Raw genomic sequence first — 25,630 nt, forward strand, 5'->3', positions numbered from 1 at the left:
TGGTGAATAGAGAGAGAGGAGGAAGACACGGAGGGACATGATCGGCTGCTAGGGACGGAGTAGAAGAGGAGAGAGGAGAGGGCGGAGTGGGTAGTTTAGAGACAGGGCGAGCGCGACGACCGAGATCCAGGGGTAAGGGGTCGTCGGCGGCGTCGGATGTGTATAAGAGCCAGTCCCTCCCCTACGGCGACGGCGCCGAGCGCGACCCGCGGTTCGCCGACATGGTCCGCGACCTCAGGCTCCCGGTCACCCTGTTCCTCACCGACCGCGTCGTCGGACCCGGCTACGGCCGCTTCGCCCGCCTGCTGTCGGTCGGCGCCGGCCTGCAGAACCACACCCTGGACCACACCGCGCTGCGCGACCTGCCCTACGCCGGCCAGCGCGCCGAGATCTGCGGCCAGCGCGACAAGCTCCACGCCCGCTTCGGCGTCCGCCCCCGCCTCCTGCGCCCGCCCTACGGCCTCTGGGACGCCACGACCGTGCGCGCCGCCGCCGACTGCCAGGTCCGGGCCCTCGTCCTGTGGCGCGCCGTCATGACCGACACCCGGCTCCGCTACGCCCACGGCCCCCACGCCCTGCGCCCCGGCGACATCGTCCTGGTCACCGCCGGCGACGACGACGTCGACGGCCCGCCCCTGCACACCCGCACGACACGCCTGCTGCGCGCGATCCAGCGGGAGGGCCTGACGGTGGGACGCCTGGAGGACTACCTGTGAGCTGAACGCGGCGCCGAGTCCGGCGCAGACCAGCCCGTCTGGGCCCCCTGCTCGAAGAGCTTGCGGGTGCTGGAGGACGAGGCCGTTCAGGCCGAAGCGGGGGGTCCGGGGGCGGCAGCCCCCGGAGGAGGCCCGCACCGAGCAGGGGTGGCTGCACGACCCACGCCCGCAAAAACGCCCCCACCGCCGACGCGCCACGAGGCAATTGGCACTCCGCTTGACCGAGTGCTAACGACGGTCATAGTCTCGGGTCTGGCACTCCCCCCTGGAGAGTGCCAACAAAGCGACGGGCAGGTCCGGCACCCGCGACGACGGATCGACCTGGTCGCCACCTCAGACAGTTAACCCCGTGAGATCTCCGAAGGGGGAGGTCGGATCGTGACGACCGCCAGCTCCAAGGTTGCCATCAAGCCGCTCGAGGACCGCATCGTGGTCCAGCCGCTGGACGCCGAGCAGACCACGGCCTCTGGCCTGGTCATTCCGGACACCGCCAAGGAGAAGCCCCAGGAGGGCGTCGTCCTGGCCGTGGGCCCGGGCCGCTTCGAGGACGGCAACCGCCTTCCGCTCGACGTCAACGTCGGCGACGTCGTGCTCTACAGCAAGTACGGCGGCACCGAGGTGAAGTACAACAACGAGGAGTACCTCGTTCTCTCGGCTCGCGACGTCCTCGCGATCATCGAGAAGTAATCACCTCGATTCCTGCTCTGAGCTGCGCCCCTGGCCCCCGCGACCGATAAGAAACCGGGCGCCCGGGGCGCAGTGCCGTTCACCAAGATTTCGAGAGGGCTCCCGCTGCCATGGCGAAGATCCTGAAGTTCGACGAGGACGCCCGTCGCGCCCTCGAGCGCGGCGTCAACAAGCTTGCCGACACGGTCAAGGTGACGATCGGTCCCAAGGGCCGCAACGTCGTCATCGACAAGAAGTTCGGCGCCCCGACCATCACCAACGACGGTGTCACCATCGCCCGCGAGGTCGAGGTCGAGGACCCGTACGAGAACCTCGGCGCCCAGCTGGTGAAGGAGGTGGCGACCAAGACCAACGACATCGCGGGTGACGGCACCACCACCGCCACCGTGCTCGCCCAGGCGCTGGTGCGCGAGGGCCTGAAGAACGTCGCCGCGGGTGCCTCCCCGGCCGCCCTGAAGAAGGGCATCGACGCCGCGGTCAAGGCCGTCTCCGACGACCTGCACGCCTCGGCCCGCCCGATCGACGAGAAGTCCGACATCGCCGCCGTCGCCGCGCTGTCCGCCCAGGACCAGCAGGTCGGCGAGCTGATCGCCGAGGCGATGGACAAGGTCGGCAAGGACGGTGTCATCACCGTCGAGGAGTCCAACACCTTCGGTCTGGAGCTGGACTTCACCGAGGGCATGGCCTTCGACAAGGGTTACCTGTCCCCGTACTTCGTCACGGACCAGGAGCGCATGGAGGCCGTCCTCGACGACCCCTACATCCTGATCCACCAGGGCAAGATCTCCGCCATCGCGGACCTGCTGCCGCTGCTCGAGAAGATCATCCAGGCGAACTCCTCGAAGCCGCTGCTGATCATCGCCGAGGACGTCGAGGGCGAGGCCCTGTCCACCCTGGTCGTCAACAAGATCCGCGGCACCTTCAACGCCGTCGCCGTCAAGGCCCCCGGCTTCGGTGACCGCCGCAAGGCCATGCTGCAGGACATGGCGATCCTCACCGGCGCCACCGTCATCGCCGAGGAGGTCGGCCTCAAGCTCGACCAGGTCGGCCTGGACGTGCTCGGCTCCGCCCGCCGCGTCACCGTCACCAAGGACGACACCACGATCGTCGACGGCGCCGGCAAGAAGGAGGACGTCGAGGGCCGCGTCGCGCAGATCAAGGCCGAGATCGAGACCACGGACTCCGACTGGGACCGCGAGAAGCTCCAGGAGCGCCTCGCGAAGCTGGCCGGCGGCGTGTGCGTGATCAAGGTCGGCGCCGCCACCGAGGTGGAGCTGAAGGAGAAGAAGCACCGTCTGGAGGACGCCATCTCCGCGACCCGCGCCGCGGTCGAGGAGGGCATCGTCTCCGGTGGTGGCTCCGCCCTGGTCCACTCCTCCAAGGCCCTGGAGGACAACCTCGGCAAGACCGGCGACGAGGCCACCGGTGTCGCGGTCGTCCGCAACGCCGTCGTCGAGCCGCTGCGCTGGATCGCGGAGAACGCCGGCCTGGAGGGCTACGTCATCGTCTCCAAGGTCAAGGAGATGGAGAAGGGCAGCGGCTACAACGCCGCCACCGGCGAGTACGGCGACCTGATCAAGGCCGGCGTCATCGACCCGGTCAAGGTCACCCGCTCCGCCCTGGAGAACGCCGCCTCCATCGCCTCCCTGCTGCTGACGACCGAGACCCTGGTCGTCGAGAAGAAGGAAGAGGAAGAGCCGGCCGCCGCGGGCCACGGCCACGGCCACGCGCACTGACCTGCTGCCTCCACCTGAGCGGAACACCCGGTGCCCGGCACCCCTACGGGGGCGCCGGGCACCGGCGTCTCCGGCCCCCACACGCACCCGTGACCCGGACCGACGGGCCCGTGGGCCGACGGTGCGGGGTCGGGATCGGCACGACAGGGGGCGGCGGGGCGGGCACACTGGTGGCATGGTTGTGCCCGGCCCGGCCGGTGCTCCGACGCGCCGGTTGCCCCCGCGACCGCAGAGCGCCCGCGACGCTCGGCGGTTCGTCCGTCAGGTCCTGGGCGGCGTCGACCCCGATCTGACGGACACCGCGCAGCTGCTGGTCAGCGAACTGGTGACCAATGCCGTGGTGCACGCGCACACCCAGGTGGAGGTGCAGGCCTGGGCCGTGGGCGGGCGGGTGCACGTCCAGGTCAGCGATCAGGAGCCCACCCGCGTCCTGGTGCCCCGGACCGGCGGTACGGCGTACGCCGGCACGGGACGCGGGCTGACCATGGTGGAGGAGCTGGCCTCCAGCCACGGTGTCCTGGTCGGCGAGGACCACAAGACGGTCTGGTTCGAACTGTGGCCCGACACCCCCGAGCCGCCGGCCTCCGACTGGAACATGCCTCCCGCGCGCACCGCCGCGACCGAGGTCGAACTGGTCGATCTGCCCGGCGCGCTCCACAAGGCCGCCCAGATGCACCGCGAGGCCCTGCTGCGCGAGTCGCTGCTGGCGGCCTCCGCGGGCGACCTGCCCGCCGTCCCGCTGGGCGACCTGCAGACCGCGCACGACACCAACCACCTGGTCAGGGCGAGGGTGACGGCCGCGGCCGAGCGACACTCCCACGGAGACCTGCACACGGTGTGCGCGCAGATCCCCGACGACGTCCAGGACGCCGTCCACACCCTGGCCCGCGTCCTCGACCTGGTCCAGGAGGCGGCACGCCAGGGGCGGCTGCTGACCCGGCCGGCCCTGCCGCAGATCCACGCCCTCAACTGCTGGCTCCTCGGGCAGATCACCGACCAGCTCGCCGGGCACCGGCCCACCGCCTGGACCCAGGTGCCGCGCGAGCCCAGCACCACACCCCCCGAGCTGGCCGCCTGGGACCCCAGCCGGCTCCAGGCGAGCAGCACCCCGGCCATCGCCGCCGACGACGGCAACCGGATCATCGCCGCCAACCCCGCGGCGTCCGAACTCCTGGGCTGGCGACCGGGCGAACTCGTCGGGCGGCGGATCACCGCGATCATCCCGGAACACCTGCGCGAGCGGCACGTCGCCGCCTTCACCTCCCTGCTGCTCACCGGCCAGTCGAACATCCTCGGCCGCCCGGTGACCGTCCCCGCCCTCCACCGCGACGGCAGCCTGGTCGAGATCGGCCTGTGCATCCAGACGCAGGAGGCGTCCGACGGCCGCAGCGTCTTCGTCGCCCGCCTCAGCGAGCCGGAACGCCAGGACAGAGCCATCCACCGAGCGGAGCCCTGAGCCCGCCGACCTTCGCCCGGCTGCCTCCGCCCCACCGCCCCGTGCGGACGTCCGCCTCAGCTCTCCAGCTCGTCCAGCGCCCCGAGTTGCTGGAGCAGCCCCAGCTGGTCGTGCTGCCACCACAGTTCGGCGATCTTGCCGTTGTCGCCGAAGCGGACCAGGGTCATGCCGGTCATGGTGACCCGCCGGCCCGTCGGGGCGATGCCGAGGAACTCGCCCTCGTGGGTGGCGCTCCAGGACCAGCGGGCACAGGCGCGGTCGTCCTGGGCGAGCACGTCCTCGATCGTGAACGCGGAGTCGAAGGCGTCGCGCCACATGCGGAACTCACGCCGGATCGCGTCCAGGCCGATGGTGGTCTGCGGGTTGATCGGGTCGTGGCTGTGGCAGTCCTCGTCGATCAGGTCGTTCAGCGGGCCCAGCTCGGCCGCGCCGGACAGGGTCCCCAGCAGACGCCGCACGGCGGCCTCGGCCGGCCGCTCCTCCCGGACGATCTCCAGGTCCGTGAAGGCGGGCATCTCGTCGCAGAGCGCGACCATGCCGCGGAACACCTCGTCGGTCTCGGGAAGGTTCGAGTTCCGCATCGCGTCCTCGTACGACGGGAACTCCACCATCTCCACGATGTGCGCACCGTCCGAGCGGTCCTTGCCGACCAGCGCATGGGTCGCGGTCCGCTTCCCGCCGGTCCGTTCCACCCAGGTGTCGATCAGCCGGTTCATCTCGTCGAACCGGCTCGTCCTGCACTCGATGAGCTGTACGAAGGTCATGACGCCGACCGCCTCAGCCCCCCTGGCCCGGTTCCCTACCAGGCCATTTTCCCACCGGGGCGGTGACGTGGCCTCCCTGCGGCCGACGGCGTCACCGCGGCCGACGGCGTCACTGCGGGCCGTACTTGCGGCCCGTCCTGGACGTGACGCCGCCCAGCAGGCTCCGCGGCGTCATCTTCACCAGACCCATCAGCGCCTTGTAGCGCGGGTCGGGGATCGACACGGTCCGGCCGCGGGCCAGGTCCGTCAGGGCCGCCGCGACCAGCTTGTCCGCGTCCAGCCACATCCAGTTCGGGATGTTGTCCGTGCCCATGCCGGCCCGCTGGTGGAACTCGGTGCGCACGAAGCCCGGGCACAGCGCCATCAGGCGTACGCCGCTGCCCGCCAGGTCCCGCGCCGCGCCCTGGGTGAACTGCACGACCCACGCCTTGGAGGCGCCGTAGGTGCCGCGCGGCACGAACGCGGCCACCGACGCCACGTTCACCACCCCGCCCCGCCCGCGCTCGCGCATCGCCGCGGTCGCCGCCGACGTCAGCCGCAGCACCGCCTCGACGTGCACCTTGATCATCCGCAGCTCGTCGGCCATCGGCACGTCGAGGTAGCGGCCCTTGTTGCCGAAGCCGGCGTTGTTGACCAGCAGGTCGACCGGGTTGCGGCGGTCGCCCAGCCGGGTCGCGACCGCCTCGATGCCCTCGTCGGTGGCCAGGTCGGCGGTCAGCACCTCCGCCTCGATGCCGTGCCGGTCGTGCAGCTCGGTCGCCTGCTCCGTCAGCCGCTCGGTGTCCCGCGCCACCAGTACGAGGTCGTGTCCGTCCGCCGCCAGCCGCCGCGCGAACGCGGCGCCGATGCCCGCGGTCGATCCCGTAATCAGAGCCGTTGTCATGGCGAAAGATTAGTGGTCCGACCCGCCCGTTCCCGATCTCTGCACAGGCCCTCCCGATCGGTGACGGCCCGGTGACGACGGCCCGTCCGGGGAGTGTCCGTCCGCCCTCCTGCCGTCAGCCGGCGTACCGGGACACGTACGTGCGCGCCGCCGCCAGGGACTCCGGGTGCAGTGCCGTACCCGCCGCGAGCAGCCGCGGCAGCAGGGAGCGGTCCGTCGTGGCGGCCCGGAACTCCAGGGCGACGGTCACGTCGTGGTCCGGTCGGTGCACCACCTCGACCGGGTCGCCCGAGCGGATCTCGCCCGGCTCGATCACCCGAAGGTACGCACCCGGCGCACCCTTCCGCGTGAACCTCTTCACCCATCCCCGTTCGCCCAGATGGCCCTGGAAGGTGCGGCAGGGGATGCGCCCGCAGGTGACTTCCAGCAGCACCGACGGACCGGCCGGCGAGCCGATGCGCCAGCGCTCGCCGATCAGCGCGCCGGATATGTCGATGCCCCAGGTGGTGAGGTTCTCGCCGAAGGAGCCGTTCGGCAGGGCGCGGCCCAGTTCCCGCTCCCACTCGTCCAGGTCCTCGCGGGCCACCGCGTACACCGCCTGGTCGTCGCCGCCGTGGTGCCGCGTGTCGCACACCGCGTCCCCGGCCAGGCCGCTGCCGCCGACGCCCTTCGGTCCGGGCGCCGCCACCCGCACCGGGTGGTCCACCGGCCGCTTGTCGATGCCGGTCACGCCCTCCGGCTGGTCGGTGTACGGCATGGCCACGGGACGACCCACATTGACGGAGAGAAGCTTCATACCGCCGAACGGTAGGGGAGCGATGTCAAAGTGTCGATGCGTTTTTCAGCGCACGCCCCAAGGCTGGCTTATGCTTGAGGGGTGATCGAGGCCCGCCATCTCCGTGTCCTGCGTGCCGTGGCCGCCAGCGGCTCCTTCTCCGCGGCGGCGCGTGAACTGGGCTGCACCCAGCCCGCCGTCAGCCAGCAGATGCGGGCCCTGGAGACGTCCGTGGGCACCCCGCTGCTGATCCGCACCGGCCGCGAGATGCGGCTCACCCAGGCCGGCGAGGCCCTGGTGCGGCACGCGGGCGGCATCCTCGCCGGGCTCACCGCCGCCGAGGAGGAGGTCGCCGCCATCGCCGGGCTGCGCGCCGGGCGGGTCCGGCTCGTCTCCTTCCCCAGCGGCAGCTCCACGCTGGTGCCCACCGCGCTGGCCGCGCTGCGCGCCGCGCACCCCGGCACCCGGGTCTCCCTGGAGGAGGCCGAGCCGCCGCGATCGGTGGAACTGCTGCGCCAGGGCGACTGCGACGTGGCGCTCGCCTTCCGCTACGAGGGCGCCGCGGGCCCGGAGGCCGCGGAGGAGTGGACGGACCTGGTGGTACGGCCGCTGCTGACCGACCGGCTCGTCGGGCTCGTGCCGCAGGGCCACCGGCTGGCCCGGGCCGGCTCCGTCGCCATCGCCGAACTCGCCGACGAACCCTGGATCGCGGGCTGCCCGCGCTGCCGCGGCCAACTGGTCCAGGTCTGCGCCGGCGCCGGCTTCACGCCCCGCATCGACTTCGCCACCGACGACTACCCGGCGGTGGTCGGCCTGGTGGGCGCGGGACTGGGGGTCGCCGTCCTGCCCCAGCTGGCGGTCGAGTCCGTCCGCCCGCGGGGCGCGCGCACCGTGGAACTCGAACCGGCCGTGCGGCGGGAGATCGTCGCCCTCACCCTGCCCGACCTGGCGCAGGTGCCGGCGGTGGCGGCCACGCTCGACGAGCTGGTGCGGGCCGGCGCCCGATAGGTCCCGCGGCCGGCGCCGACCGTCAGGGGTTGCGCAGCGCGAGCCGGCCGTCAGGGCTCTCCGGAGGGCTCTCCGAGTCGGCCGTCAGGGCTCTCCGAGTCGGCCGTCAGGGGCCTTGCGGGCCGACCGCCGGAGGCTCTGCAAGGGGAGGGCACGCGTGCGCGTGCCCAGGTGATCGTGCTCCGCGTAATTGAAGAAACGTTCCTTCATTCGTCCGGCGTGGTGTCCCGGCCGGACGACGAGGTCGTCACCAGCCGGTTGCGCGCGCGTCCCATCAGCTCCTCGCGCTCGTCCTCGGTCAGGCCTCCCCAAACTCCGTACGGCTCGCGCACCGCCAAGGCGTGCGCCGCGCACTCCGCACGGACCGGGCACCTCATGCAGACCTCCTTGGCCGAGTTCTCTCGAGCGCTCCGAGCCGCCCCGCGCTCGCCCTCCGGATGGAAGAAGAGCGAGCTGTCCACCCCGCGGCAGGCAGCCAGCAGCTGCCAGTCCCACAGGTCCGCATTCGGTCCGGGAAGGCGGGAGAAATCTGCCATTGCGTGACCCCTTGTAGCCGTTCGGTGGCGGATACGGTGCCAACGACCGTACATCTCCGATCTAAGGAGATGAAAATATGACTCATTGCGAATCTAGCCCGAGACACCGTGAAACGGGAAGAAAAGGGGCTGAACGGGGCATAGCTTGTGATGAAAAGTTGAGGGTATGACGTCTGTGTCGGCGCCGTGTCCGCTCCCTCACGTAGAGTGCCGAAAACGGCGTACGGCCCCGTAACTCTTTCGAGTGACCGTCGTTGAGAGTGCGGAGGCGGTTGAAAACACAAGTGCTCGGGCAGGCGTCCGAGACGGTCGACCGCACAGGTGACGACTTCGTACCAGCCTGGAGGCTCAAGGTGACGCGCATCAGCTGCGGAGGGCGGCCATGACATCCGTCCTCGTCTGCGACGACTCCCCGCTTGCCCGAGAGGCGCTCCGCCGCGCGGTCGCGACCGTGCCCGGCGTCGAGCGCGTGACGACGGCGGCCAACGGCGAGGAAGTCCTCCGCCGCTGGGGCGCCGACCGCTCGGACCTCATTCTCATGGACGTGCGCATGCCCGGACTGGGCGGCGTCGAGACCGTCCGGCGCCTGCTGTCCGCCGACCCCGGGGCGCGCATCATCATGCTCACGGTCGCCGAGGACCTGGACGGCGTGGCCCTCGCCGTCGCCGCCGGCGCCCGCGGCTACCTGCACAAGGACGCCTCCCGCGCCGAGCTGCGCGCCACGGTGACCCAGGCCCTGGCCGACCCCACCTGGCGGCTCGCCCCGCGCCGGCTCCGCTCGGCGGAGATGGGCGCCGCGCCCACGCTCACCGCGCGCGAGATCCAGGTTCTGGAGGGCATGAGCCACGGCCGCTCCAACGCCGAGATCGGCCGCGAGCTGTTCCTGTCCGAGGACACCGTCAAGACGCACGCCCGGCGGCTGTTCAAGAAGCTCGGCGCCTCCGACCGCGCACACGCGGTGGCGCTCGGCTTCCGGTGGGGGCTGGTGCGGTAGACCCCTGGCGGAGCGGGGCGGGATCGGGGCCCGCCTCGCGCCGGCCCCACCCGTCGGCGTGGGACGCGTGCTCCACCCGTCCCCGGACCTCTCCCTCTCGCGTGTCTCCCTCCGGGCCCTGACGCGCCCGCGTGGACCCGCCCCTGCGGGGACGTACGTCCCTGCCTGCGGGCCCGCCGCTGTCCACGGGGACGCCACTCGCGGATGCGTTTCCGTCCGCGGTGCGCCGCTGTCCGGGGATGCGTCTCCGTCCGCGGATACGCCGCTGCCCGCGGGGGAAGAAAACGACGGGAACGAGGAGCCGAGGGCCGGCGGCGTCGCGCGCCCCCGCGCAGTGCGCGCGGCGCGGCCGGGACGGTGCCGGCGTGGGCCGTGAGCGCCGCCGTCCACCGCACGGCGAGGGGTGGTGGCCGTGCGCCCCGCCGGGCGCCCGCTGCTCGTTTCCCGGCGGATGCCGCATCCTTGAGGTGTGGAGTTCCTCGGGGACGAGTCGGTCGAGCGGAATGGGAGGGCGCAGGGGATGGGTTCCGGCGCATCCGCTCATAACGCTTCGGTGCACAACCATGACGGTGGTGCCACGGAGCGGACGGCACCAAGGCACCATGGACCGATGCGCGACGACGAGGCGGCACGTGCCCAGGGTGCGATCAGCGCCCTCGTCCACCGCGCGGTCGACGGCGACGAGCAGGCGACGCACGATCTGCTCGCCCGGGTCCACCCGCTCGCGCTGCGCTACTGCCGCACCCGCCTGTCCCGCCTGCCGGGCGACGCGCGTCACTTCGTCGAGGACCTGGCCCAGGAAGTCTGCGTGGCCGTCCTCCTCGCCCTGCCCCGCTACCGGGACACCGGCCGCCCCTTCGAGGCGTTCGTCTTCGCCATCGCCGCCCACAAGGTCGCCGACCTGCAGCGCGCGGCGATGCGCCACCCCGGTTCCACGGCCGTGCCCTCCGACGAGATGCCCGAGCGGCCGGACGACTCGCTCGGCCCGGAGGAGCGGGCCCTGCTCAGCAGCGACGCCGAGTGGGCCAAGAAGCTGCTCGCCAACCTCCCGGAGAACCAGCGGGAACTGCTGCTGCTGCGCATCGCCGTCGGGCTGACCGCGGAGGAGACCGGACAGATGTTGGGAATGTCACCGGGAGCGGTCCGGGTGGCCCAGCACCGGGCGCTGAGCCGCCTGCGGGCCCTCGCCGAGCAGTAGCCGTGCCCCGCCCGCCAGTTGGCCGGGAGCCGGGCGGTACACCAGGAAGATCCGGATGTTGGTAGGAACGTACGAAGCCGAGAGGCGTCCCTGATCGTGGAATGAGACGCCTCCGCTTCCCGTTAGCATGGACATCCGCACCGATCAAGGCCATTTGGGGAAGGTGTCATGACTGCCAACGTCGACGGAGTGCCCGAGAAATTCGCGACGCTCGGGCTGACCTACGACGACGTGCTGCTGCTGCCGGGCGCATCCGAGGTGCTGCCCAACGCGGTCGACACCTCGTCCCGCATCTCCCGCAACGTGCGGGTCAACATCCCGCTGCTGTCGGCGGCCATGGACAAGGTGACCGAGTCCCGCATGGCGATCGCGATGGCCCGCCTCGGCGGTGTCGGCGTACTGCACCGCAACCTGTCCATCGAGGACCAGGTCAACCAGGTCGACCTGGTCAAGCGGTCCGAGTCCGGCATGGTGGCCAACCCCATCACCATCCACCCGGAGGCCACGCTCGCCGAGGCCGACGCGCTGTGCGCCAAGTTCCGGATCAGCGGTGTGCCCGTCACGGACCCGGCCGGCAAGCTGCTCGGCATCGTCACCAACCGCGACATGGCCTTCGAGTCGGACCGCAGCCGCCAGGTGCGCGAGGTCATGACCCCGATGCCGCTGGTCACCGGCAAGGTCGGCATCTCCCGCCCGGAGGCCATGGAGCTGCTGCGCAAGCACAAGATCGAGAAGCTGCCGCTGGTCGACGACGAGGGCGTCCTCAAGGGCCTGATCACCGTCAAGGACTTCGTCAAGGCCGAGCAGTACCCGAACGCCGCCAAGGACGCCGAGGGCCGCCTGCTCGTCGGCGCCGCGGTCGGCGCGAGCCCGGAGGCGCTGGAGCGCGCCCAGGCGCTCGCCGAGGCCGGAGTGGACTTCCTGGTCGTCGACACCTCGCACGGGCACAACCGCAACGCGCTGAGCTGGATGGCGAAGATCAAGTCGAGTGTGTCCGTCGACGTGATCGGAGGCAACGTCGCCACCCGCGACGGCGCGCAGGCGCTGATCGACGCCGGTGTCGACGGCATCAAGGTCGGCGTCGGCCCCGGTTCGATCTGCACCACGCGCGTGGTCGCCGGCATCGGCGTCCCGCAGGTCACCGCCATCTACGAGGCCTCCCTCGCCGCCCGCCCGGCCGGCATCCCGCTGATCGGCGACGGCGGCCTGCAGTACTCCGGCGACATCGGCAAGGCGCTGGCCGCCGGCGCCGACACGGTGATGCTGGGCAGCCTGCTCGCGGGCTGCGAGGAGTCGCCCGGCGAGCTGCTCTTCATCAACGGCAAGCAGTTCAAGTCGTACCGCGGCATGGGCTCGCTCGGCGCCATGCAGTCGCGCGGCCAGGGCCGGTCGTACTCCAAGGACCGCTACTTCCAGGCGGACGTCGCCTCCGACGACAAGCTCGTGCCCGAGGGCGTCGAGGGCCAGGTGCCCTACCGCGGCCCGCTGGCCAACGTGCTGCACCAGCTCGTCGGCGGTCTGCGCCAGACCATGGGCTACGTGGGCGCGGCCACCATCGCGGAGATGGAGTCCAAGGGCCGCTTCGTCCGCATCACCTCCGCGGGCCTCAAGGAGAGCCACCCGCACGACATCCAGATGACGGTCGAGGCGCCGAACTACAGCAGCAAGTAGGCAGCCGTCCTTCAGGGGGCGGCCCCGGACTCATCCGGGGCCGCCCTTGTCATGGGCGTCGGCGATACTGGAAGACGCTGAAACGCATCAGGGAAAGGCCACCAACGTGACTGAGATCGAGATCGGGCGCGGCAAGCGCGGCCGCCGGGCGTACGCGTTCGACGACATCGCCGTCGTCCCGAGCCGCCGTACCCGGGACCCGAAGGAGGTCTCGATCGCCTGGCAGATCGACGCCTACCGCTTCGAGCTGCCGTTCCTGGCCGCCCCCATGGACTCGGTCGTCTCCCCGGCCACCGCCATCCGCATCGGCGAGCTGGGCGGCCTGGGCGTGCTCAACCTCGAGGGCCTGTGGACGCGCTACGAGGACCCGCAGCCGCTGCTCGACGAGATCGCCGAGCTCCCCGCGCAGGCGGCCACCCGCCGCCTGCAGGAGATCTACGCCGCGCCGATCAAGGAGGAGCTGATCGGCGCCCGCATCAAGGAGGTGCGCGACGCCGGCGTGGTCACCGCCGCCGCGCTCTCCCCGCAGCGCACCGCCCAGTTCTCCAAGGCGGTCGTGGACGCGGGCGTGGACATCTTCGTCATCCGCGGCACCACGGTCTCCGCCGAGCACGTCTCCTCCTCGCACGAGCCGCTGAACCTGAAGCAGTTCATCTACGAGCTGGACGTCCCCGTGATCGTCGGCGGCTGCGCCACCTACACCGCGGCCCTGCACCTGATGCGCACCGGTGCCGCGGGCGTCCTCGTCGGCTTCGGCGGCGGCGCCGCGCACACCACGCGCAACGTGCTGGGCATCCAGGTCCCGATGGCGACGGCCGTCGCGGACGTGGCGGCGGCCCGCCGCGACTACATGGACGAGTCCGGCGGCCGGTACGTGCACGTGATCGCGGACGGCGGCGTCGGCTGGTCCGGCGACCTGCCCAAGGCGATCGCCTGCGGCGCGGACGCGGTGATGATGGGCTCCCCGCTGGCGCGCGCCACGGACGCGCCGGGCAAGGGCCACCACTGGGGCATGGAGGCCGTCAACGCCGAGCTGCCGCGCGGCCAGAAGGTCGACCTGGGCACGGTCGGCACCATCGAGGAGGTCCTCACGGGCCCGTCGCACACCCCCGACGGCTCCATGAACTTCTTCGGCGCGCTGCGCCGCGCCATGGCCACGACCGGCTACAGCGAGCTGAAGGAGTTCCAGCGGGTCGAGGTGACGGTGGCGGACTCGCAGCACAAGCGGTAAACAGCGAAACGGCCGAGGGCCGGTCGCCCCGGGTGGGCGACCGGCCCTTTCGCATGCCCGAGTGGCCTTGGTCAGGGGCGTGTTGTGCCCCATGGGTCGGCACCGCGAGCCCGCTCGCGGGCATCGGATCCGTCTTCGGACGGTGAAGTGCCGGCGGAGGTGGATCTTGCGGGTTTCCGGACGGTGAGCGGCCGCCCCTGAGAGACGTAGGGGCGGACACTCCGTGAACCGTTCGGGAGCCTGCCGCAGCACCCGCTGCGGTGGGCTCCACCCGGCCCCGTAAGGTACCCGCGCAGCGCCCCACGGGCCACCATCTGCCGCCTACGTACCCCCACGCGCCCCCTCACAACCGCCCCCTCACAACCGATGCGCCGCCCCCAGCGGTGCCGCCCCCCGGGTGTCCAGCAGCAGCTGGGCCTTCACCGACAGGCCCTGCAGGTCGTACGTGCGGTGGTGCTGGAGCAGGATCGTCAGGTCGGCCTCCGCGACCGCCTCGTACAGCGCGTCCGCGCGCGGGACCGGGCGGTCCAGGACGCTCCAGGCGGGCACGTACGGGTCGTGGTAGCTGACCGAGGCGCCCAGGCCCGTCAGGCGGTCGGCGATCTCCTCGGCGGGCGTGCCCTGGAGGTCGGCGAGGTCGGGCTTGTAGGTGACACCCAGCAGGAGGACGCGGGCACCGCGCGCGGACTTGCCGTGCTCGTTGAGGAGCGTGGCGGCGCGCTGGACGACGTAGCGGGGCATGCGGTTGTTGACCTTCTGGGCGAGTTCCACCATGCGCAGGCCGCGGCCCGCCGGGCCGGACAGGTCCTGGGGGACGCCGTGGCCGCCGACGCCGGGGCCGGGGCGGAAGGCCTGGAAGCCGAACGGCTTGGTCTCCGCGCAGCGCACCACGTCCCACAGGTCCACGCCCAGGTCGTGGCAGAGCACAGCCATCTCGTTGACCAGGGCGATGTTCACGTGCCGGTAGTTGGTCTCCAGCAGCTGGACCGTCTCGGCCTCGCGCAGCCCGCGGGCGCGGACCACCTTGTCGGTGAGCCGGCCGTAGAACGCGGCGGCCGACTCGGTGCAGGCGGGGGTGAGGCCGCCGATCACCTTGGGCGTGTTGGCCGGGGTGGAGGCGCGGGTGCCGGGGGCGACGCGGCTGGGGGAGCGGGCGAGGTGGAAGTCGCGGCCGGCGAGCAGGCCCGAGCCCTGTTCCAGCAGGGGGCGCAGGAAGTCCTCGGTGGTGCCCGGGAGCACGGGGGATTCCAGGATCACGGTGGTGTGCGGGCGCAGGTGCCCGGCGAGCGCGCGGGCGGCCGTCTCCAGCTGGGTGAGGTCGATCCGGCCGTCCGCGCCGCGCGGGGTGGGCGCGCAGATCACGACGGTGCGCACCCGGCCCAGCGCGGCGGGGTCGGTGGCGGGCCGGAAGCCCCCCGAGAGCATCCGGCGCAGTTCGGCGGGGCTGAGGGCGCCGGGTTCCTCCCCGGTGTGGTAGCCGAGGGTGGGGATGCCGGCGGCGACGGCGGCCTGGGCCAGGGGCAGGCCGAGAGGACCGAGTCCGATGACGGCGAGATCTGCGGGCATGGCGTGGGCCGTCCTTCCCAATAACCGAGGCGGAGCAGGCACGCAAGTCCTGGGGACAGGGCGAGCGAGTGCACTGTCAGACTAGGAGTAAATATGACCGTTTTGCGGGATTGACCAGCGTGTTTCCGGGTGAACCGACCCGAGTTGTCCACAGGCCGCGGGCGACTGGTGGCTGAAGACGGGCAAGCCGGTGAGAATCTGGGCATGAGGGGAACGCGGGGGACCCGGGAGGGACGGGACGGGCTTCGCCCGACGGGTGCGGCCGGCGCGAGACACAGCGGGAGGCGGCAGTGAGGACAGCGACACTGGGGCCGGCGCAGCGCGCCGCGTCTTTGGCGGACATGGCCGAGCACGAACTGGACATCCTGGTCGTGGGCGGCGGCGTGGTCGGCGCGGGCACGGCCCTGGACGCCGTCACACGCGGCCTGTCCACGGGCATAGTCGAGGCCCGCGACTGGGCCTCGGGCACCTCCAGCCGCTCCAGCAAGCTGATCCACGGCGGATTGCGCTATCTGGAGATGCTGGACTTCGCCCTGGTGCGCGAGGCGCTCAAGGAGCGCGGCCTGCTGCTGGAGCGGCTGGCTCCGCACCTGGTCAAGCCGGTGCCGTTCCTGTATCCGCTGCAGCACCGGGCCTGGGAGCGGCTGTACGCGGGCTCGGGCGTCGCGCTCTACGACGCCATGTCCATGGCCCGCGGCCACGGCCGCGGACTGCCCCTGCACCGCCACCTGACCCGGCGTCACGCGCTGCGGGTGGCGCCCTGCCTGAAGAAGGACGCCCTCGTCGGCGCCCTGCAGTACTACGACGCCCAGATGGACGACGCCCGCTTCGTGGCCACCCTGGTGCGCACCGCGGTCTCCTACGGCGCCAAGGCGGCCAACCGGGCGCGGGTCACCGGATTCCTGCGCGAGGGCGAGCGGGTCGTCGGCGCCCGGGTCCAGGACGTCGAGACCGGCGAGGACTACGACATCCGCGCCCGGCAGGTCGTCAACGCCACCGGCGTGTGGACCGACGACACCCAGGCGATGGTCGGCGAGCGCGGCCAGTTCCACGTCCGCGCCTCCAAGGGCATCCACCTGGTCGTGCCCAAGGACCGCATCAGCTCCTCCACCGGGCTGATCCTGCGCACCGAGAAGTCCGTGCTGTTCGTCATCCCCTGGGGCCGGCACTGGATCGTCGGCACCACCGACACCGACTGGGACCTCGACAAGGCCCACCCGGCCGCCTCCAGCGCCGACATCGACTACCTGCTGGACCATGTGAACTCGGTGCTGGCGGTGCCGCTGACCCGCGACGACGTGGAGGGCGTGTACGCCGGGCTCAGGCCGCTGCTGGCCGGCGAGTCCGACGCCACCAGCAAGCTCTCCCGGGAACACACCGTCGCCCACCCCGTGCCGGGCCTGGTCGTGGTGGCGGGCGGCAAGTACACCACCTACCGGGTGATGGCCAAGGACGCCGTGGACGAGGCGGTGCACGGCCTGGACACGCGGGTCGCCGACTGCGTCACCGAGGAGGTCCCGCTGCTGGGCGCGGAGGGCTACCGGGCGATGTGGAACGCGCGGGCGCGCATCGCCGCCCGCACGGGCCTGCACGTGGTCCGCGTCGAACACCTGCTGAACCGCTACGGCACGGCCGCGCAGGAGGTCCTCGACCTCATCACCGAGGACCCGACGCTCGGCGCGCCCCTCCAGGGCGCCGACGACTACCTGCGCGCCGAGGTCGTCTACGCCGCCTCCCACGAGGGCGCCCGCCACCTGGACGACGTCCTGACCCGGCGCACCCGCATATCCATCGAGACCTTCGACCGCGGCACGCGCAGCGCCCGCGAGGCCGCCGAGCTGATGGCACCGGTGCTGGGCTGGGACAAGGACCAGGTGGAGCGCGAGGTGGAGCACTACCACAAGCGCGTCGAGGCCGAACGCGAGTCGCAGCGCCAGCCCGACGACCTGACCGCCGACGCGGCCCGCCTGGGCGCACCGGACATCGTGCCGCTGTAGCACCGCCACCGCCGCGGCATGCGCCACCGCTGCGGCATGCGGGGCCTCCGCAGCACGCGCCACCTCCGCGGCAGGCGCGACCTCCGCGGCACCCGCCCCCGCGGCAGGCGTGTCCGGCAGCCCGGCGGGTATGGCCGGGAGCGTCCGGAGCGCCGCTGCCCCGGGCCGCCGCGCGCGGCCCGCGCTTCCTCATCCGGCAGCGGCGAGTGGGCTGTTCAGCGGACGCCCGGGGGGCCCGCAGGGCCACCCTGGGCGTCGAGCACTTGTCGCGTGAGAGACAATGGAGGCTCTGTCAGGGCGGGTTGTATGAGGGGACGCATGTCGGAGGCGGAGCGGGCGGGGGCATCCCGTCAGGACACTCGTCAGGACAACAGCGAGCGTCTTCTCGCCGGGCGGTACCGGCTGGGGGACGTACTCGGCCGCGGCGGCATGGGCACGGTGTGGCGGGCCGAGGACGAGACCCTGGGCCGGACGGTGGCCGTCAAGGAGCTGCGGTTCCCGTCGAACATCGACGAGGAGGAGAAGCGGCGCCTGATCACGCGCACGCTGCGCGAGGCCAAGGCCATCGCGCGGATCCGCAACACCAGCGCGGTGACGGTGTTCGACGTGGTCGACGAGGACGACCGGCCGTGGATCGTCATGGAACTCGTCGAGGGCAAGTCGCTCGCCGAGGTCATCCGCGAGGACGGCGTCCTGGAGCCGCGGCGGGCCGCCGAGGTCGGCCTCGCGGTCCTCGACGTACTCCGCTCGGCGCACCGCCAGGGCATCCTGCACCGTGACGTGAAGCCCTCCAACGTGCTCATCGCCGAGGACGGCCGGGTCGTGCTCACCGACTTCGGCATCGCCCAGGTCGAGGGCGACCCGTCCATCACCTCCACCGGCATGCTGGTCGGCGCCCCCTCCTACATCTCCCCGGAGCGCGCCCGCGGCCACAAGCCCGGACCGGCGGCCGACCTGTGGTCGCTCGGCGGCCTGCTGTACGCGGCCGTGGAGGGCTCGCCCCCCTACGACAAGGGGTCGGCGATCGCCACGCTGACGGCGGTGATGACCGAGCCGCTGGAGGAACCGAAGAACGCCGGTCCGCTGCGTGACGTCATCTGCGGCCTGCTCACCAAGGACCCGGCCAAGCGCCTGGACGACGCGGGCGCCCGGGCCATGCTGAACGCCGTCATCCACGCGCCCGACCCGAAGGAGACCGGGCCGGAGCCGCCCGCCGACGCCACGAAGGTCGTGCCGCTGCCCGCGCAGCCGGACCGGCGCGCCGGCAAGGGCGGTACGGCTACGGCGGGGGCGGGCGCCGGTGCAGCTGCCGGTGCCGCGGTCGGGGGCGGGCGCGGCGAGGAGGCAGCCGACCGGCTGCGGGGCGCGCTGGGGTCCGTGCGCAAGGCCGCCGTGTCGGCCGGGACGGCGACCCAGGGCCGTGGCAAGCCCGCCGCGGGCGGTCCGGGCACGGCCGGTGGGACCACCGTCCCGGCCGCCGGCGCCCGGGACTCGGCCGCCGTCTCCGCCGCCGCGTCCGGCACGGCGGGCGCCGGCGCGGGTGCCCGTACGACCGCCGCGGGCCCGGCCGGCACCCAGGCCGGCCGCAGCGGCAACGGGTGGCCCGTGGTGCCCCCGCCGGACCTGGACCTGCCCTCGCGGCCGGTCCCGAGGGCGCCGCTGACCGACGTGGTGCCGCGGCGGACCCTGGTGGTCATCGCGGTGGTCGTGGTGCTCGCCGTGCTCGGCACCGTGCTCGTCCTCACCCTCGGCGGTGACGACAAGGGCGGCGACAAGGGCGCCGCCCGCACCCCGGCCGGCGCCTCCGCGAGCGCGGCCACGGACGGCGCGGGCGGCAGCCACACCGACGGCGAGCAGAGCGGTTCCGCGACGGCGGCGTCCGGTGCGGGCGACCCGCAGGGCTCCGCCGTCGCGACCTCCGGCACCACCGCCTCCGGCGCCGACGGCTCGGCCGAGGACGCCTCGGACGACGGCGACGACAGCGCGGCGGACGCCGTCAAGACGTACAAGGGCGACCAGGGCTTCTCCATCGGGCTGCCCAAGGGCTGGTCGTACACGAAGACGGACTCCGCGGGGGCCCGCTTCACCGGGCCCGACGGGCAGAAGCTGCTCGTCGCATGGACGTCGACGCCCAAGGACGACCCGGTGGCCGACTGGAAGAACCAGGAGCGCTACATGGTCCGCGAGCAGTACCACCGCATCCGCATCGAGAAGGTGGGCTACCGCGGCTGGAACGCGGCCGACTGGGAGTTCACCTCCGTCGACGGCGGCACCCGGTACCGCACCGTGGACCGCGGGTTCGTCGTCGACGACCACCAGGGCTACGCCCTGATGTACACGGCCAAGGCCGACCACTGGGACGACGACCTGCGCCGCGACACCTGGCGGACGCTGACGAAGACGTTCCAGCCCAAGGGAGAAGCCGGGACAGCGGCCAAGTGAGATGCCGGACGAGATACGGCATCCCCTCGGTACGGGTCGCCTCCGGCACGTATCGTGAGTGATTGCGCACCGTAAGCATCGCGAACGGGACGCATGGCGAACGGAACTGACCGACCGTGCGGCACCCGGGGGAGGCAACGTGGACGACTATGCGGGCCGGGTGCTCGCCGACCGCTACCGGTTGCCGCTGCCTCCGTCCGACGAGTACGAACCGACCGAGACCCGGGCCTTCGACACCTACAGCGGACAGGAAGTCCTGCTGCGGCAGGTCCCGTTGCCCGAGGTCGTCGAGGCGGAGGTGCTCGACGCGGACGGGCTGCCGGACGGGCTGCCGGAGGGGTTCACGGCGCGCGACGGCGCCTCCTGGCGGCTTCCGTCGCGCGCCCAGGGCGCGGCCGGTGCGGGCGCGCCGGGCCGGCGGGGCGCGGCGACGCGGCGGCCCGCCGATCCGGCGGGGCGGCGGGCGGTCGAGGCGGCACAGGCCGCCGCCCGGATCCCCGACCACCCGCGTCTGGACCAGGTCTTCGACGTGTTCACCGAGGGCGGTTCGCTGTGGATCGCCAGCGAACTGGTCGCCGCGCGACCGCTGGCGGCGCTGCTGGCCGAGCGGCCGCTGACGCCGTACCGGGCGGCCGAGGTCGCCTCCGACCTCCTCATGGCGCTGCGGGTGCTGCACGGCCACGGCTGGGTGCACCGCAACATCACCGCCCGCACGGTCCTCGTCTGCGACGACGGCCGCGTGATGCTGACCGGCCTCGCGGTCGGCGCGGCCGAGGAGGCACTGTGCGGGTACGACCCCGTGCCGGACCAGGACGGCGAGGCCGGCCCGCAGGTCGGGAGCGACCCGCCGGGCGGCATCGAGCGGGCGACCGGTACCGGAGGCGACGGCGGCACGGGCACCGGCCCTTACACCGGCACCTTCCCTGACGCCGGCACCGGCACCGACACCGGCACCGGCATCGGCACCGACATCGGCACAGGCTCCGGCCTCGCGGGCCCGGCGGCCGGCCCGGCCGCTGCCGCGGCGGACCCCGAGGCCGCGCGACGGGCCGCGATCGAGGCGCGCCGTGCGGCCGGCGCGCTGCCGCTGCCCGGCAGCCGTACGGACGACGGCCCGGGGACGTTCGCGGGGACCGCGCCGCACGGCGGCGGGGACGTCCGGGCGGCCCGCGCCGGCGCGATCGCCGCCTACCGCGCGGGGGCGCGGGCGGCGGCCCGGGTGCAGGCGGCCCAGCGGGCCGCGCACACCGCCCTGCCCGGCGCCCGGCCGCCCGCCGAGGACGAGACCCGCCTGGTGCCCCCGGGCCGCATTGCCGACCCGTACGGCGTCCTCGGGACGCCCGGACAGGGGCGTACGGCCCCGCCCGCTGGACAAGGACGTACCGCCCCTCCCGCCGAAGGCACCGGGGTCGGCCCGCGGCAGTCCGCACCGCCGCCCGGCCCCGCGGCGGGCGGCGGCCTTGCCGCCCCGGGCGCCGTTCCCCCGCAGGGCGCCGCCACCGACCACGGCGCCGCCGAGCAGCAGGACCCGGGCACCGCTCCGCACTACGGTGCCGCCGCGCATCGCGGGCCTGGCGCCGCCCAGGGTGCTGCCCCGCACCCCGGGCCTGCCGCGGCCCCGGGCGCCGTCCCGGCTCCCGCCCGTCCCGGCGGCCCCGCCGGCGGCCCGGCCCCGCGCGGTCCGGTCACCGCGCTGGACGCCGAGCGGGCGCGCCAGGCGCGGATGACCGTGGTGGGACCGGTGACCGAGCGCTGGGCGCCGGAGCAGGCCGGTCCCGTGCACGCCAACTGGCAGCTGGCCGCGCCGATCGGCCCCGCCACCGACCTGTGGGCGCTGGGCGCGCTGCTCTTCCGGGCCGTGCAGGGGCACGCGCCGTACCCGGAGGAGTCGACCGCCGAGCTGGTGCAGATGGTGTGCGCCGAGCCACCGGCGTTCGCCGAGGAGTGCGGCCCGCTCCGCCCGGTCGTGGAGTCGCTGCTGCGTCAGGACCCCACCGAGCGGCCGGATGTGGAGGAACTCGCCGGCTGGCTGCGGTCGCTGGTGCGGTCCGCGCCCGAGCCGGAGGCCGGCGCGCACGTGGTGTCCGCGCCGCCGCCCGAGGAGACGGCACGGCTGCCCGTGGTGCGCCGACGCGGCGAACTGGTGCGCCGCCGGCGTGCCCAGCTGCCCGCGCACCACGGCCGGCACAAGCGGTCCGGGCGGCCGGGGCGCTCCCCGCGCAGCCTCGGCCGCGTGCTGCTCCTGCTGATCCTGCTCCTGCTGGCCGGTGCGGTCGCCTACGCGATGCTGTTCATGCCGAAAGCCGGACACGACGGCGCGGCCGGCGGCGACCGGACCCGCAGCGCCGGCGAGGCGAGCCCCGCCCCGGCGTCCTCGGGTGACGGGAACGGGGCGGACGGCGGGGCGCCCGCACCCGGCCGGACCGCACCGGGCGACGGCAACACCCCGGACCGGTCGGCGGGTTCGGCGCGCTCGACCGGCTCGGCCCAGACGCAGACCACCGGCCCGGACCTCGCCCACGGCTTCGCCCTGCGCGAGGACCCGGCGGGTTTCCAGGTCGCCGTCCCCAAGAGCTGGACCCGCACCCCGCCGGACGGCCAGGGCCAGGTGGTCTACTCCCACGGCGACTTCGAGCTGATCGTGGTGCCGGGGCGGGACAGCGCGGCCGAGTTCGGCAGCGACCCGATGGCCTACCAGCGGGAGAAGGAGAGCGAGCTGCGCGCCTACCGCGACTCCAGCTGGGCCACCTCCTCCGGGCTGCGCACCATCCAGGTGGGCGGCACCACCATGGCCGAGGGCCAGTTCACCTGGAACGACACCGACGGGCGCGAGCTGTTCGTGCGCAACGTCGCCATCCTCCTCGACGGCCGCTACCACGTGGTGCAGGTACGCGGCCCCGAGACCCAGCGCGACGAGGTGAACACCGTGTACGAACAGGCCTCGGCCACCTACCGGTTCACCGGCTGAGCGCCAACGGCCGCTGGAATTGCGGCCGATCACACCGGCACCGTCCGTCACAGTGCTGTCTCCATGACACCCCGCCGGTTCCCTGCCGACGGGCCGGTCCTTACGCTGGCCCCGTCAAGAACATTGCGGGGCAACGTGAATCAGATGCAGGGCCTGCTCCTCGCGGGCCGCTACCGGCTCGCCGACTCCATCGGCAGCGGCGGCATGGGACGCGTGTGGCGCGCACACGACGAGGTGCTGCACCGCGCCGTAGCCATAAAGGAGTTGACCGCCGCTCTCTACGTCTCCGAGAGCGACCAGGCGGTCCTCCTCGCGCGCACCCGGGCCGAGGCCCGCGCCGCCGCGCGGATCAACCACTCCGCCGTCGTCACCGTGCACGACGTGCTGGAGCACGACAACCGCCCGTGGATCGTGATGGAGCTGGTCGAGGGGCGCTCGCTGGCCGACGCGGTCAAGGAGCGGGGCCGGCTGGAGCCCACCGAGGCCGCCCGGGTCGGGCTGTGGGTGCTGCGCGCCCTGCGCGCCGCGCACGCCGCCGGCGTCCTGCACCGCGACGTCAAGCCCGGCAACGTCCTGCTCGCCGACGACGGCCGGGTGCTGCTGACCGACTTCGGCATCGCCCAGATAGAGGGCGACACCACCATCACCCGCACCGGAGAGGTCGTCGGCTCGGTCGACTACCTGGCCCCCGAACGGGTCCGCGGCCACGACCCGGGCCCCGCCTCCGACCTGTGGGCGCTGGGCGCCACGCTGTACAGCGCGGTGGAGGGCCTGTCGCCGTTCCGCCGCACCTCGCCGCTGACCACCATGCAGGCGGTCGTCGACGAGGAGCCCGCCGAGATGCGCCACGCCGGCCCGCTCGGGCCGGTCGTCACCGCACTGCTGCGCAAGGACCCGGCCGCGCGCCCGGACGCGGCGACGGCCGAGGAGATGCTGGCCGAGGCGGCAGGGGGCCGCCACCCGCACGCGGCCCAGGCGGGCATTCCGCCGCAGGGCTCGGGCCTGCACACCGGTGGGCCGAGCACCCCGGGGTACAGCACCACGGGACCCACTTCCGGCTACGGCACGGCTTCCGGTCATGGCACGGCTTCCGGCTACGGCACCACTTCCGGTTACGGCACCAGTTCCGGCTCCGGCTTCATGGGGGCCGGCCACGGCCCCGGAGCACCGGGGGGTCCAGGTCGTTCCAGGAGCGGGCCGACGGCCGTGGCGCCCGTGCCGCGGGGTCCGGCGCCGGTACGGTCCGGGCCCCGACGCCGGCTGCGCACCCTCGCCCTCGTCGTCACCGCCGCGGCGGTGCTCGGCGGTGGCGCGGCGGTCGCCTTCCAGGAGTGGGGCGGCATGGAGCAGAACACCAGATCGAGCAGCGGTGCGGTTCCGGCCACGAGCTCGCCCTCCGCGAGCGGCAGCGCCACGCCGGGCGGTGCCGGGAGCCTGCCCGCCGGCTGGGAGCAGCACCACGACCCGGTCGGCTTCAGCATCTTCCTGCCCAAGGGGTGGAAGCGGTCCGTCTCCATCGACCAGGACGGCATCCGCCAGGTCGACTACTCTCCGGACAGAGGCAAGCACCTCGTGCGGATCGCCGTCGACACCGCGCCGGACTTCCGCACCGCGTATGAGCACATGAGCAACCTGGATCAGCGGCTCGCACGGCGGCTGCGGGACTACAAGACCCTCAGCCTCAAGGACGAGCTCTTCCGCGATCAGCCGGGCGTCCGCTGGGAATACACCTGGGACGCGCTGGCCACGGACCCGCCGCACTACTTCCCGGGGCTCTACCACGCCATCGACGTCGCGTACATGGAGAGCGACGGCACCGAGTACGCCCTCTACGCCGCCTCGCCGGCCGACGACTGGGCCACCACCAGCAAGCAGTTCGACTGGATCCTGCGGAGCTTCCAGGAGGGTTGATCTCTCATGACGCGGTCGGCTATCGGCCCATCCGAAAGTCGCATGGGCCGATAGGTCAACGGGAGTGAAGGTGCGGGGGGTCAGGCGTAGTCCGTGCAGGAACGGACAATCGTACCCCCGTCGTCCATGACCGCCACCTGCGCGCCAATGGAGTCGAGGGTATCGCTGGAGGGTGACGCGTAAGTGGTGAAGGAGATGGTCGCTCCGTTTCCGTTGTGATTGGCGTGCCAGGGCCACTCCGTCACCCATCCGGTGCCGCTGTCTATGGAAACGAATCGAATGGCGACATGGCGACCATCGGCAGCGGTGTCTTTGACCCAACCGCTGATGTCCACATGTCTGGCGGTCCAGTTGGTGAAGGAGAGACTCCCCGAGGCGCCGGTCACCGAGCATGCAGCCCCGCCGCTCGCCGCGCTGGCATTGCCCACCGTGGTCGTGGCGAAAATCGCCACCGCTGCGAATCCCGTGACAGAAAGTCGCTTCACTGTGTTTTTCATAAGGAAAACGTAAGGGTCTCGTGATCCATGTAACAGCGTGATTCAAGCCGTCCGGTTTGCTCTGCATGGCGTGTATCCCTGTATGGCTTGTCACGCTTTATGTGTTTTCTGAAGCAGGTTGGCCGAAAATAGTCACCCCCAGGGCTGGCGGCCCGATGCGCCCTGAGCCCGGCCGCCCGACGTGACCTGAGCCCGTCGATCGTCGAGTCAGGTCTTACGTCACGGCTCTGTGACCGCCTGGCCACCACGGTGGAGTCGCGGCGGGGGCCGCGATGGGGAGGACGTATGAGCGACAACGGGGGACCTCGCCACCAGGCCGACGAGCCGACGAGTTTCGTGCTGCGCCCGCCGCATCCGCAGCCGCGGGTGCCGCATCCGCAGAACCCTTACGCCGCCCCGGCCGCCCCGGGCACTCCGGCGGCCGGGGCGGCGTAAGGGTTCTGCGGATGCGGCACCCGCGGCCGCGGATGCGGCGGGCGCGGAAACGAAACTGCCCCCTCCGCGGGCCGGGGGGGGGCGGCCCCCCTCGCGCGCTCTACGCCATCCCCTCTACCCCCCCCCCTCCCCCCTCCCGCCGTGCGCGGGCGGCGCGCG

At 72.9% G+C, this 25,630-nt stretch carries 20 protein-coding genes; 14 read left to right on the forward strand and 6 right to left on the reverse strand.

Annotated features, from left to right (window positions below; translation table 11 throughout):
• Positions 1-86 precede the first annotated feature (86 nt).
• From GV126_RS19900 to GV126_RS19915, 4 genes are all read left to right on the forward strand, one after another.
• Positions 87-716, forward strand: a complete 630-nt coding sequence (locus GV126_RS19900) for a polysaccharide deacetylase family protein (RefSeq protein ID WP_159668620.1) — start codon at positions 87-89, stop codon at positions 714-716.
• Between the two features lie 378 nt (positions 717-1,094).
• Positions 1,095-1,403, forward strand: a complete 309-nt coding sequence (groES, locus tag GV126_RS19905) for a co-chaperone GroES (protein WP_028420727.1) — start codon at positions 1,095-1,097, stop codon at positions 1,401-1,403.
• Between the two features lie 110 nt (positions 1,404-1,513).
• Positions 1,514-3,139: a chaperonin GroEL gene (gene groL / locus GV126_RS19910; protein WP_159668623.1), complete on the forward strand. Its 1,626-nt coding sequence runs from the start codon at positions 1,514-1,516 to the stop codon at positions 3,137-3,139.
• Between the two features lie 175 nt (positions 3,140-3,314).
• Entirely contained in the window at positions 3,315-4,595 is a 1,281-nt protein-coding gene (locus GV126_RS19915) for an ATP-binding protein (protein ID WP_159668626.1), read from the forward strand.
• Positions 4,596-4,651: 56 nt separating this feature from the next.
• Here the strand turns inward: GV126_RS19915 and GV126_RS19920 are convergent, their stop codons facing one another.
• From GV126_RS19920 to GV126_RS19930, 3 genes are all read right to left on the reverse strand, one after another.
• Entirely contained in the window at positions 4,652-5,359 is a 708-nt protein-coding gene (locus GV126_RS19920; RefSeq protein WP_159668629.1) for an ester cyclase, read from the reverse strand.
• A 109-nt stretch (positions 5,360-5,468) separates the two neighbouring features.
• Entirely contained in the window at positions 5,469-6,242 is a 774-nt protein-coding gene (locus tag GV126_RS19925; protein WP_159668632.1) for an SDR family NAD(P)-dependent oxidoreductase, read from the reverse strand.
• A 115-nt stretch (positions 6,243-6,357) separates the two neighbouring features.
• The gene (locus tag GV126_RS19930) at positions 6,358-7,038 is read right to left on the reverse strand and encodes an MOSC domain-containing protein (protein ID WP_159668635.1); all 681 of its coding nucleotides are present in this window, start codon (positions 7,036-7,038) and stop codon (positions 6,358-6,360) included.
• 81 nt (positions 7,039-7,119) lie between these two features.
• Here GV126_RS19930 and GV126_RS19935 point away from each other — a divergent pair, with 81 nt between their 5' ends.
• Positions 7,120-8,025, forward strand: coding sequence for a LysR family transcriptional regulator (locus GV126_RS19935; protein ID WP_159668638.1), 906 nt, complete (start codon positions 7,120-7,122; stop codon positions 8,023-8,025).
• Positions 8,026-8,231: 206 nt separating this feature from the next.
• Here GV126_RS19935 and GV126_RS19940 read toward each other — a convergent pair whose 3' ends face one another.
• A complete protein-coding gene (locus GV126_RS19940; RefSeq protein WP_159668641.1) occupies positions 8,232-8,561 on the reverse strand; it encodes a WhiB family transcriptional regulator in 330 nt (109 codons plus the stop codon).
• A gap of 382 nt (positions 8,562-8,943) precedes the next feature.
• Here GV126_RS19940 and GV126_RS19945 point away from each other — a divergent pair, with 382 nt between their 5' ends.
• The 4 genes from GV126_RS19945 to GV126_RS19960 all read left to right on the forward strand — a co-directional run bounded on the left by GV126_RS19945 (position 8,944) and on the right by GV126_RS19960 (position 13,655).
• The gene (locus tag GV126_RS19945) at positions 8,944-9,555 is read left to right on the forward strand and encodes a response regulator transcription factor (RefSeq protein ID WP_003948568.1); all 612 of its coding nucleotides are present in this window, start codon (positions 8,944-8,946) and stop codon (positions 9,553-9,555) included.
• Between the two features lie 610 nt (positions 9,556-10,165).
• Positions 10,166-10,753 (forward strand): sigma-70 family RNA polymerase sigma factor, encoded by a 588-nt coding sequence (locus GV126_RS19950; protein WP_028420720.1) that lies wholly within the window; start codon positions 10,166-10,168, stop codon positions 10,751-10,753.
• Between the two features lie 168 nt (positions 10,754-10,921).
• On the forward strand, positions 10,922-12,424 hold the full coding sequence (guaB, locus tag GV126_RS19955; protein WP_159668644.1) for an IMP dehydrogenase: 1,503 nt from the start codon (positions 10,922-10,924) through the stop codon (positions 12,422-12,424).
• 106 nt (positions 12,425-12,530) lie between these two features.
• Positions 12,531-13,655, forward strand: a complete 1,125-nt coding sequence (locus GV126_RS19960) for a GuaB3 family IMP dehydrogenase-related protein (RefSeq protein WP_159668647.1) — start codon at positions 12,531-12,533, stop codon at positions 13,653-13,655.
• A gap of 357 nt (positions 13,656-14,012) precedes the next feature.
• On the opposite strand, the gene GV126_RS19965 is transcribed toward GV126_RS19960, so the two are convergent.
• Complete coding sequence (locus tag GV126_RS19965) at positions 14,013-15,221, reverse strand: nucleotide sugar dehydrogenase (RefSeq protein ID WP_159668650.1); 1,209 nt, start codon at positions 15,219-15,221, stop codon at positions 14,013-14,015.
• A 290-nt stretch (positions 15,222-15,511) separates the two neighbouring features.
• Between GV126_RS19965 and GV126_RS19970 the strand changes: the two genes are divergently transcribed.
• The 4 genes from GV126_RS19970 (at position 15,512) to GV126_RS19985 (ending at position 24,539) form a co-directional block, all read left to right on the forward strand.
• On the forward strand, positions 15,512-17,218 hold the full coding sequence (locus tag GV126_RS19970; RefSeq protein WP_159668653.1) for a glycerol-3-phosphate dehydrogenase/oxidase: 1,707 nt from the start codon (positions 15,512-15,514) through the stop codon (positions 17,216-17,218).
• A gap of 318 nt (positions 17,219-17,536) precedes the next feature.
• Complete coding sequence (locus tag GV126_RS19975) at positions 17,537-19,660, forward strand: serine/threonine-protein kinase (RefSeq protein ID WP_159668656.1); 2,124 nt, start codon at positions 17,537-17,539, stop codon at positions 19,658-19,660.
• Positions 19,661-19,799: 139 nt separating this feature from the next.
• A complete protein-coding gene (locus GV126_RS19980) occupies positions 19,800-22,628 on the forward strand; it encodes a serine/threonine kinase C-terminal domain-containing protein (protein ID WP_159668659.1) in 2,829 nt (942 codons plus the stop codon).
• 144 nt (positions 22,629-22,772) lie between these two features.
• The gene (locus GV126_RS19985; protein ID WP_159668662.1) at positions 22,773-24,539 is read left to right on the forward strand and encodes a serine/threonine-protein kinase; all 1,767 of its coding nucleotides are present in this window, start codon (positions 22,773-22,775) and stop codon (positions 24,537-24,539) included.
• A gap of 80 nt (positions 24,540-24,619) precedes the next feature.
• Here the strand turns inward: GV126_RS19985 and GV126_RS19990 are convergent, their stop codons facing one another.
• Positions 24,620-25,036 carry a hypothetical protein gene (locus GV126_RS19990; RefSeq protein ID WP_159668665.1) on the reverse strand — a complete coding sequence of 139 codons (417 nt, stop codon included), beginning with the start codon at positions 25,034-25,036 and terminating at the stop codon, positions 24,620-24,622.
• Positions 25,037-25,321: 285 nt separating this feature from the next.
• Between GV126_RS19990 and GV126_RS19995 the strand changes: the two genes are divergently transcribed.
• Positions 25,322-25,471, forward strand: a complete 150-nt coding sequence (locus GV126_RS19995; RefSeq protein WP_159668668.1) for a hypothetical protein — start codon at positions 25,322-25,324, stop codon at positions 25,469-25,471.
• Positions 25,472-25,630 lie beyond the last annotated feature (159 nt).

Source organism: Streptomyces mexicanus, assembly GCF_902506575.1.
In the GTDB taxonomy this organism is placed as follows: Bacteria; Actinomycetota; Actinomycetes; order Streptomycetales; family Streptomycetaceae; genus Streptomyces; species Streptomyces mexicanus.

Coding starts and splice junctions, on each gene's coding strand:
- GV126_RS19915 (WP_159668626.1), top strand. CDS start 3,315: ATGGTTGTGCCCGGCCCGGCCGGTGCTCCGACGCGCCGGTTGCCCCCG.
- GV126_RS19975 (WP_159668656.1), top strand. CDS start 17,537: ATGTCGGAGGCGGAGCGGGCGGGGGCATCCCGTCAGGACACTCGTCAG.
- GV126_RS19990 (WP_159668665.1), bottom strand. CDS start 25,036: ATGAAAAACACAGTGAAGCGACTTTCTGTCACGGGATTCGCAGCGGTG.
- GV126_RS19925 (WP_159668632.1), bottom strand. CDS start 6,242: ATGACAACGGCTCTGATTACGGGATCGACCGCGGGCATCGGCGCCGCG.
- groL (WP_159668623.1), top strand. CDS start 1,514: ATGGCGAAGATCCTGAAGTTCGACGAGGACGCCCGTCGCGCCCTCGAG.
- GV126_RS19920 (WP_159668629.1), bottom strand. CDS start 5,359: ATGACCTTCGTACAGCTCATCGAGTGCAGGACGAGCCGGTTCGACGAG.
- GV126_RS19985 (WP_159668662.1), top strand. CDS start 22,773: ATGCAGGGCCTGCTCCTCGCGGGCCGCTACCGGCTCGCCGACTCCATC.
- GV126_RS19950 (WP_028420720.1), top strand. CDS start 10,166: ATGCGCGACGACGAGGCGGCACGTGCCCAGGGTGCGATCAGCGCCCTC.
- GV126_RS19940 (WP_159668641.1), bottom strand. CDS start 8,561: ATGGCAGATTTCTCCCGCCTTCCCGGACCGAATGCGGACCTGTGGGAC.
- GV126_RS19930 (WP_159668635.1), bottom strand. CDS start 7,038: ATGAAGCTTCTCTCCGTCAATGTGGGTCGTCCCGTGGCCATGCCGTAC.
- GV126_RS19965 (WP_159668650.1), bottom strand. CDS start 15,221: ATGCCCGCAGATCTCGCCGTCATCGGACTCGGTCCTCTCGGCCTGCCC.
- GV126_RS19995 (WP_159668668.1), top strand. CDS start 25,322: ATGAGCGACAACGGGGGACCTCGCCACCAGGCCGACGAGCCGACGAGT.
- GV126_RS19945 (WP_003948568.1), top strand. CDS start 8,944: ATGACATCCGTCCTCGTCTGCGACGACTCCCCGCTTGCCCGAGAGGCG.
- guaB (WP_159668644.1), top strand. CDS start 10,922: ATGACTGCCAACGTCGACGGAGTGCCCGAGAAATTCGCGACGCTCGGG.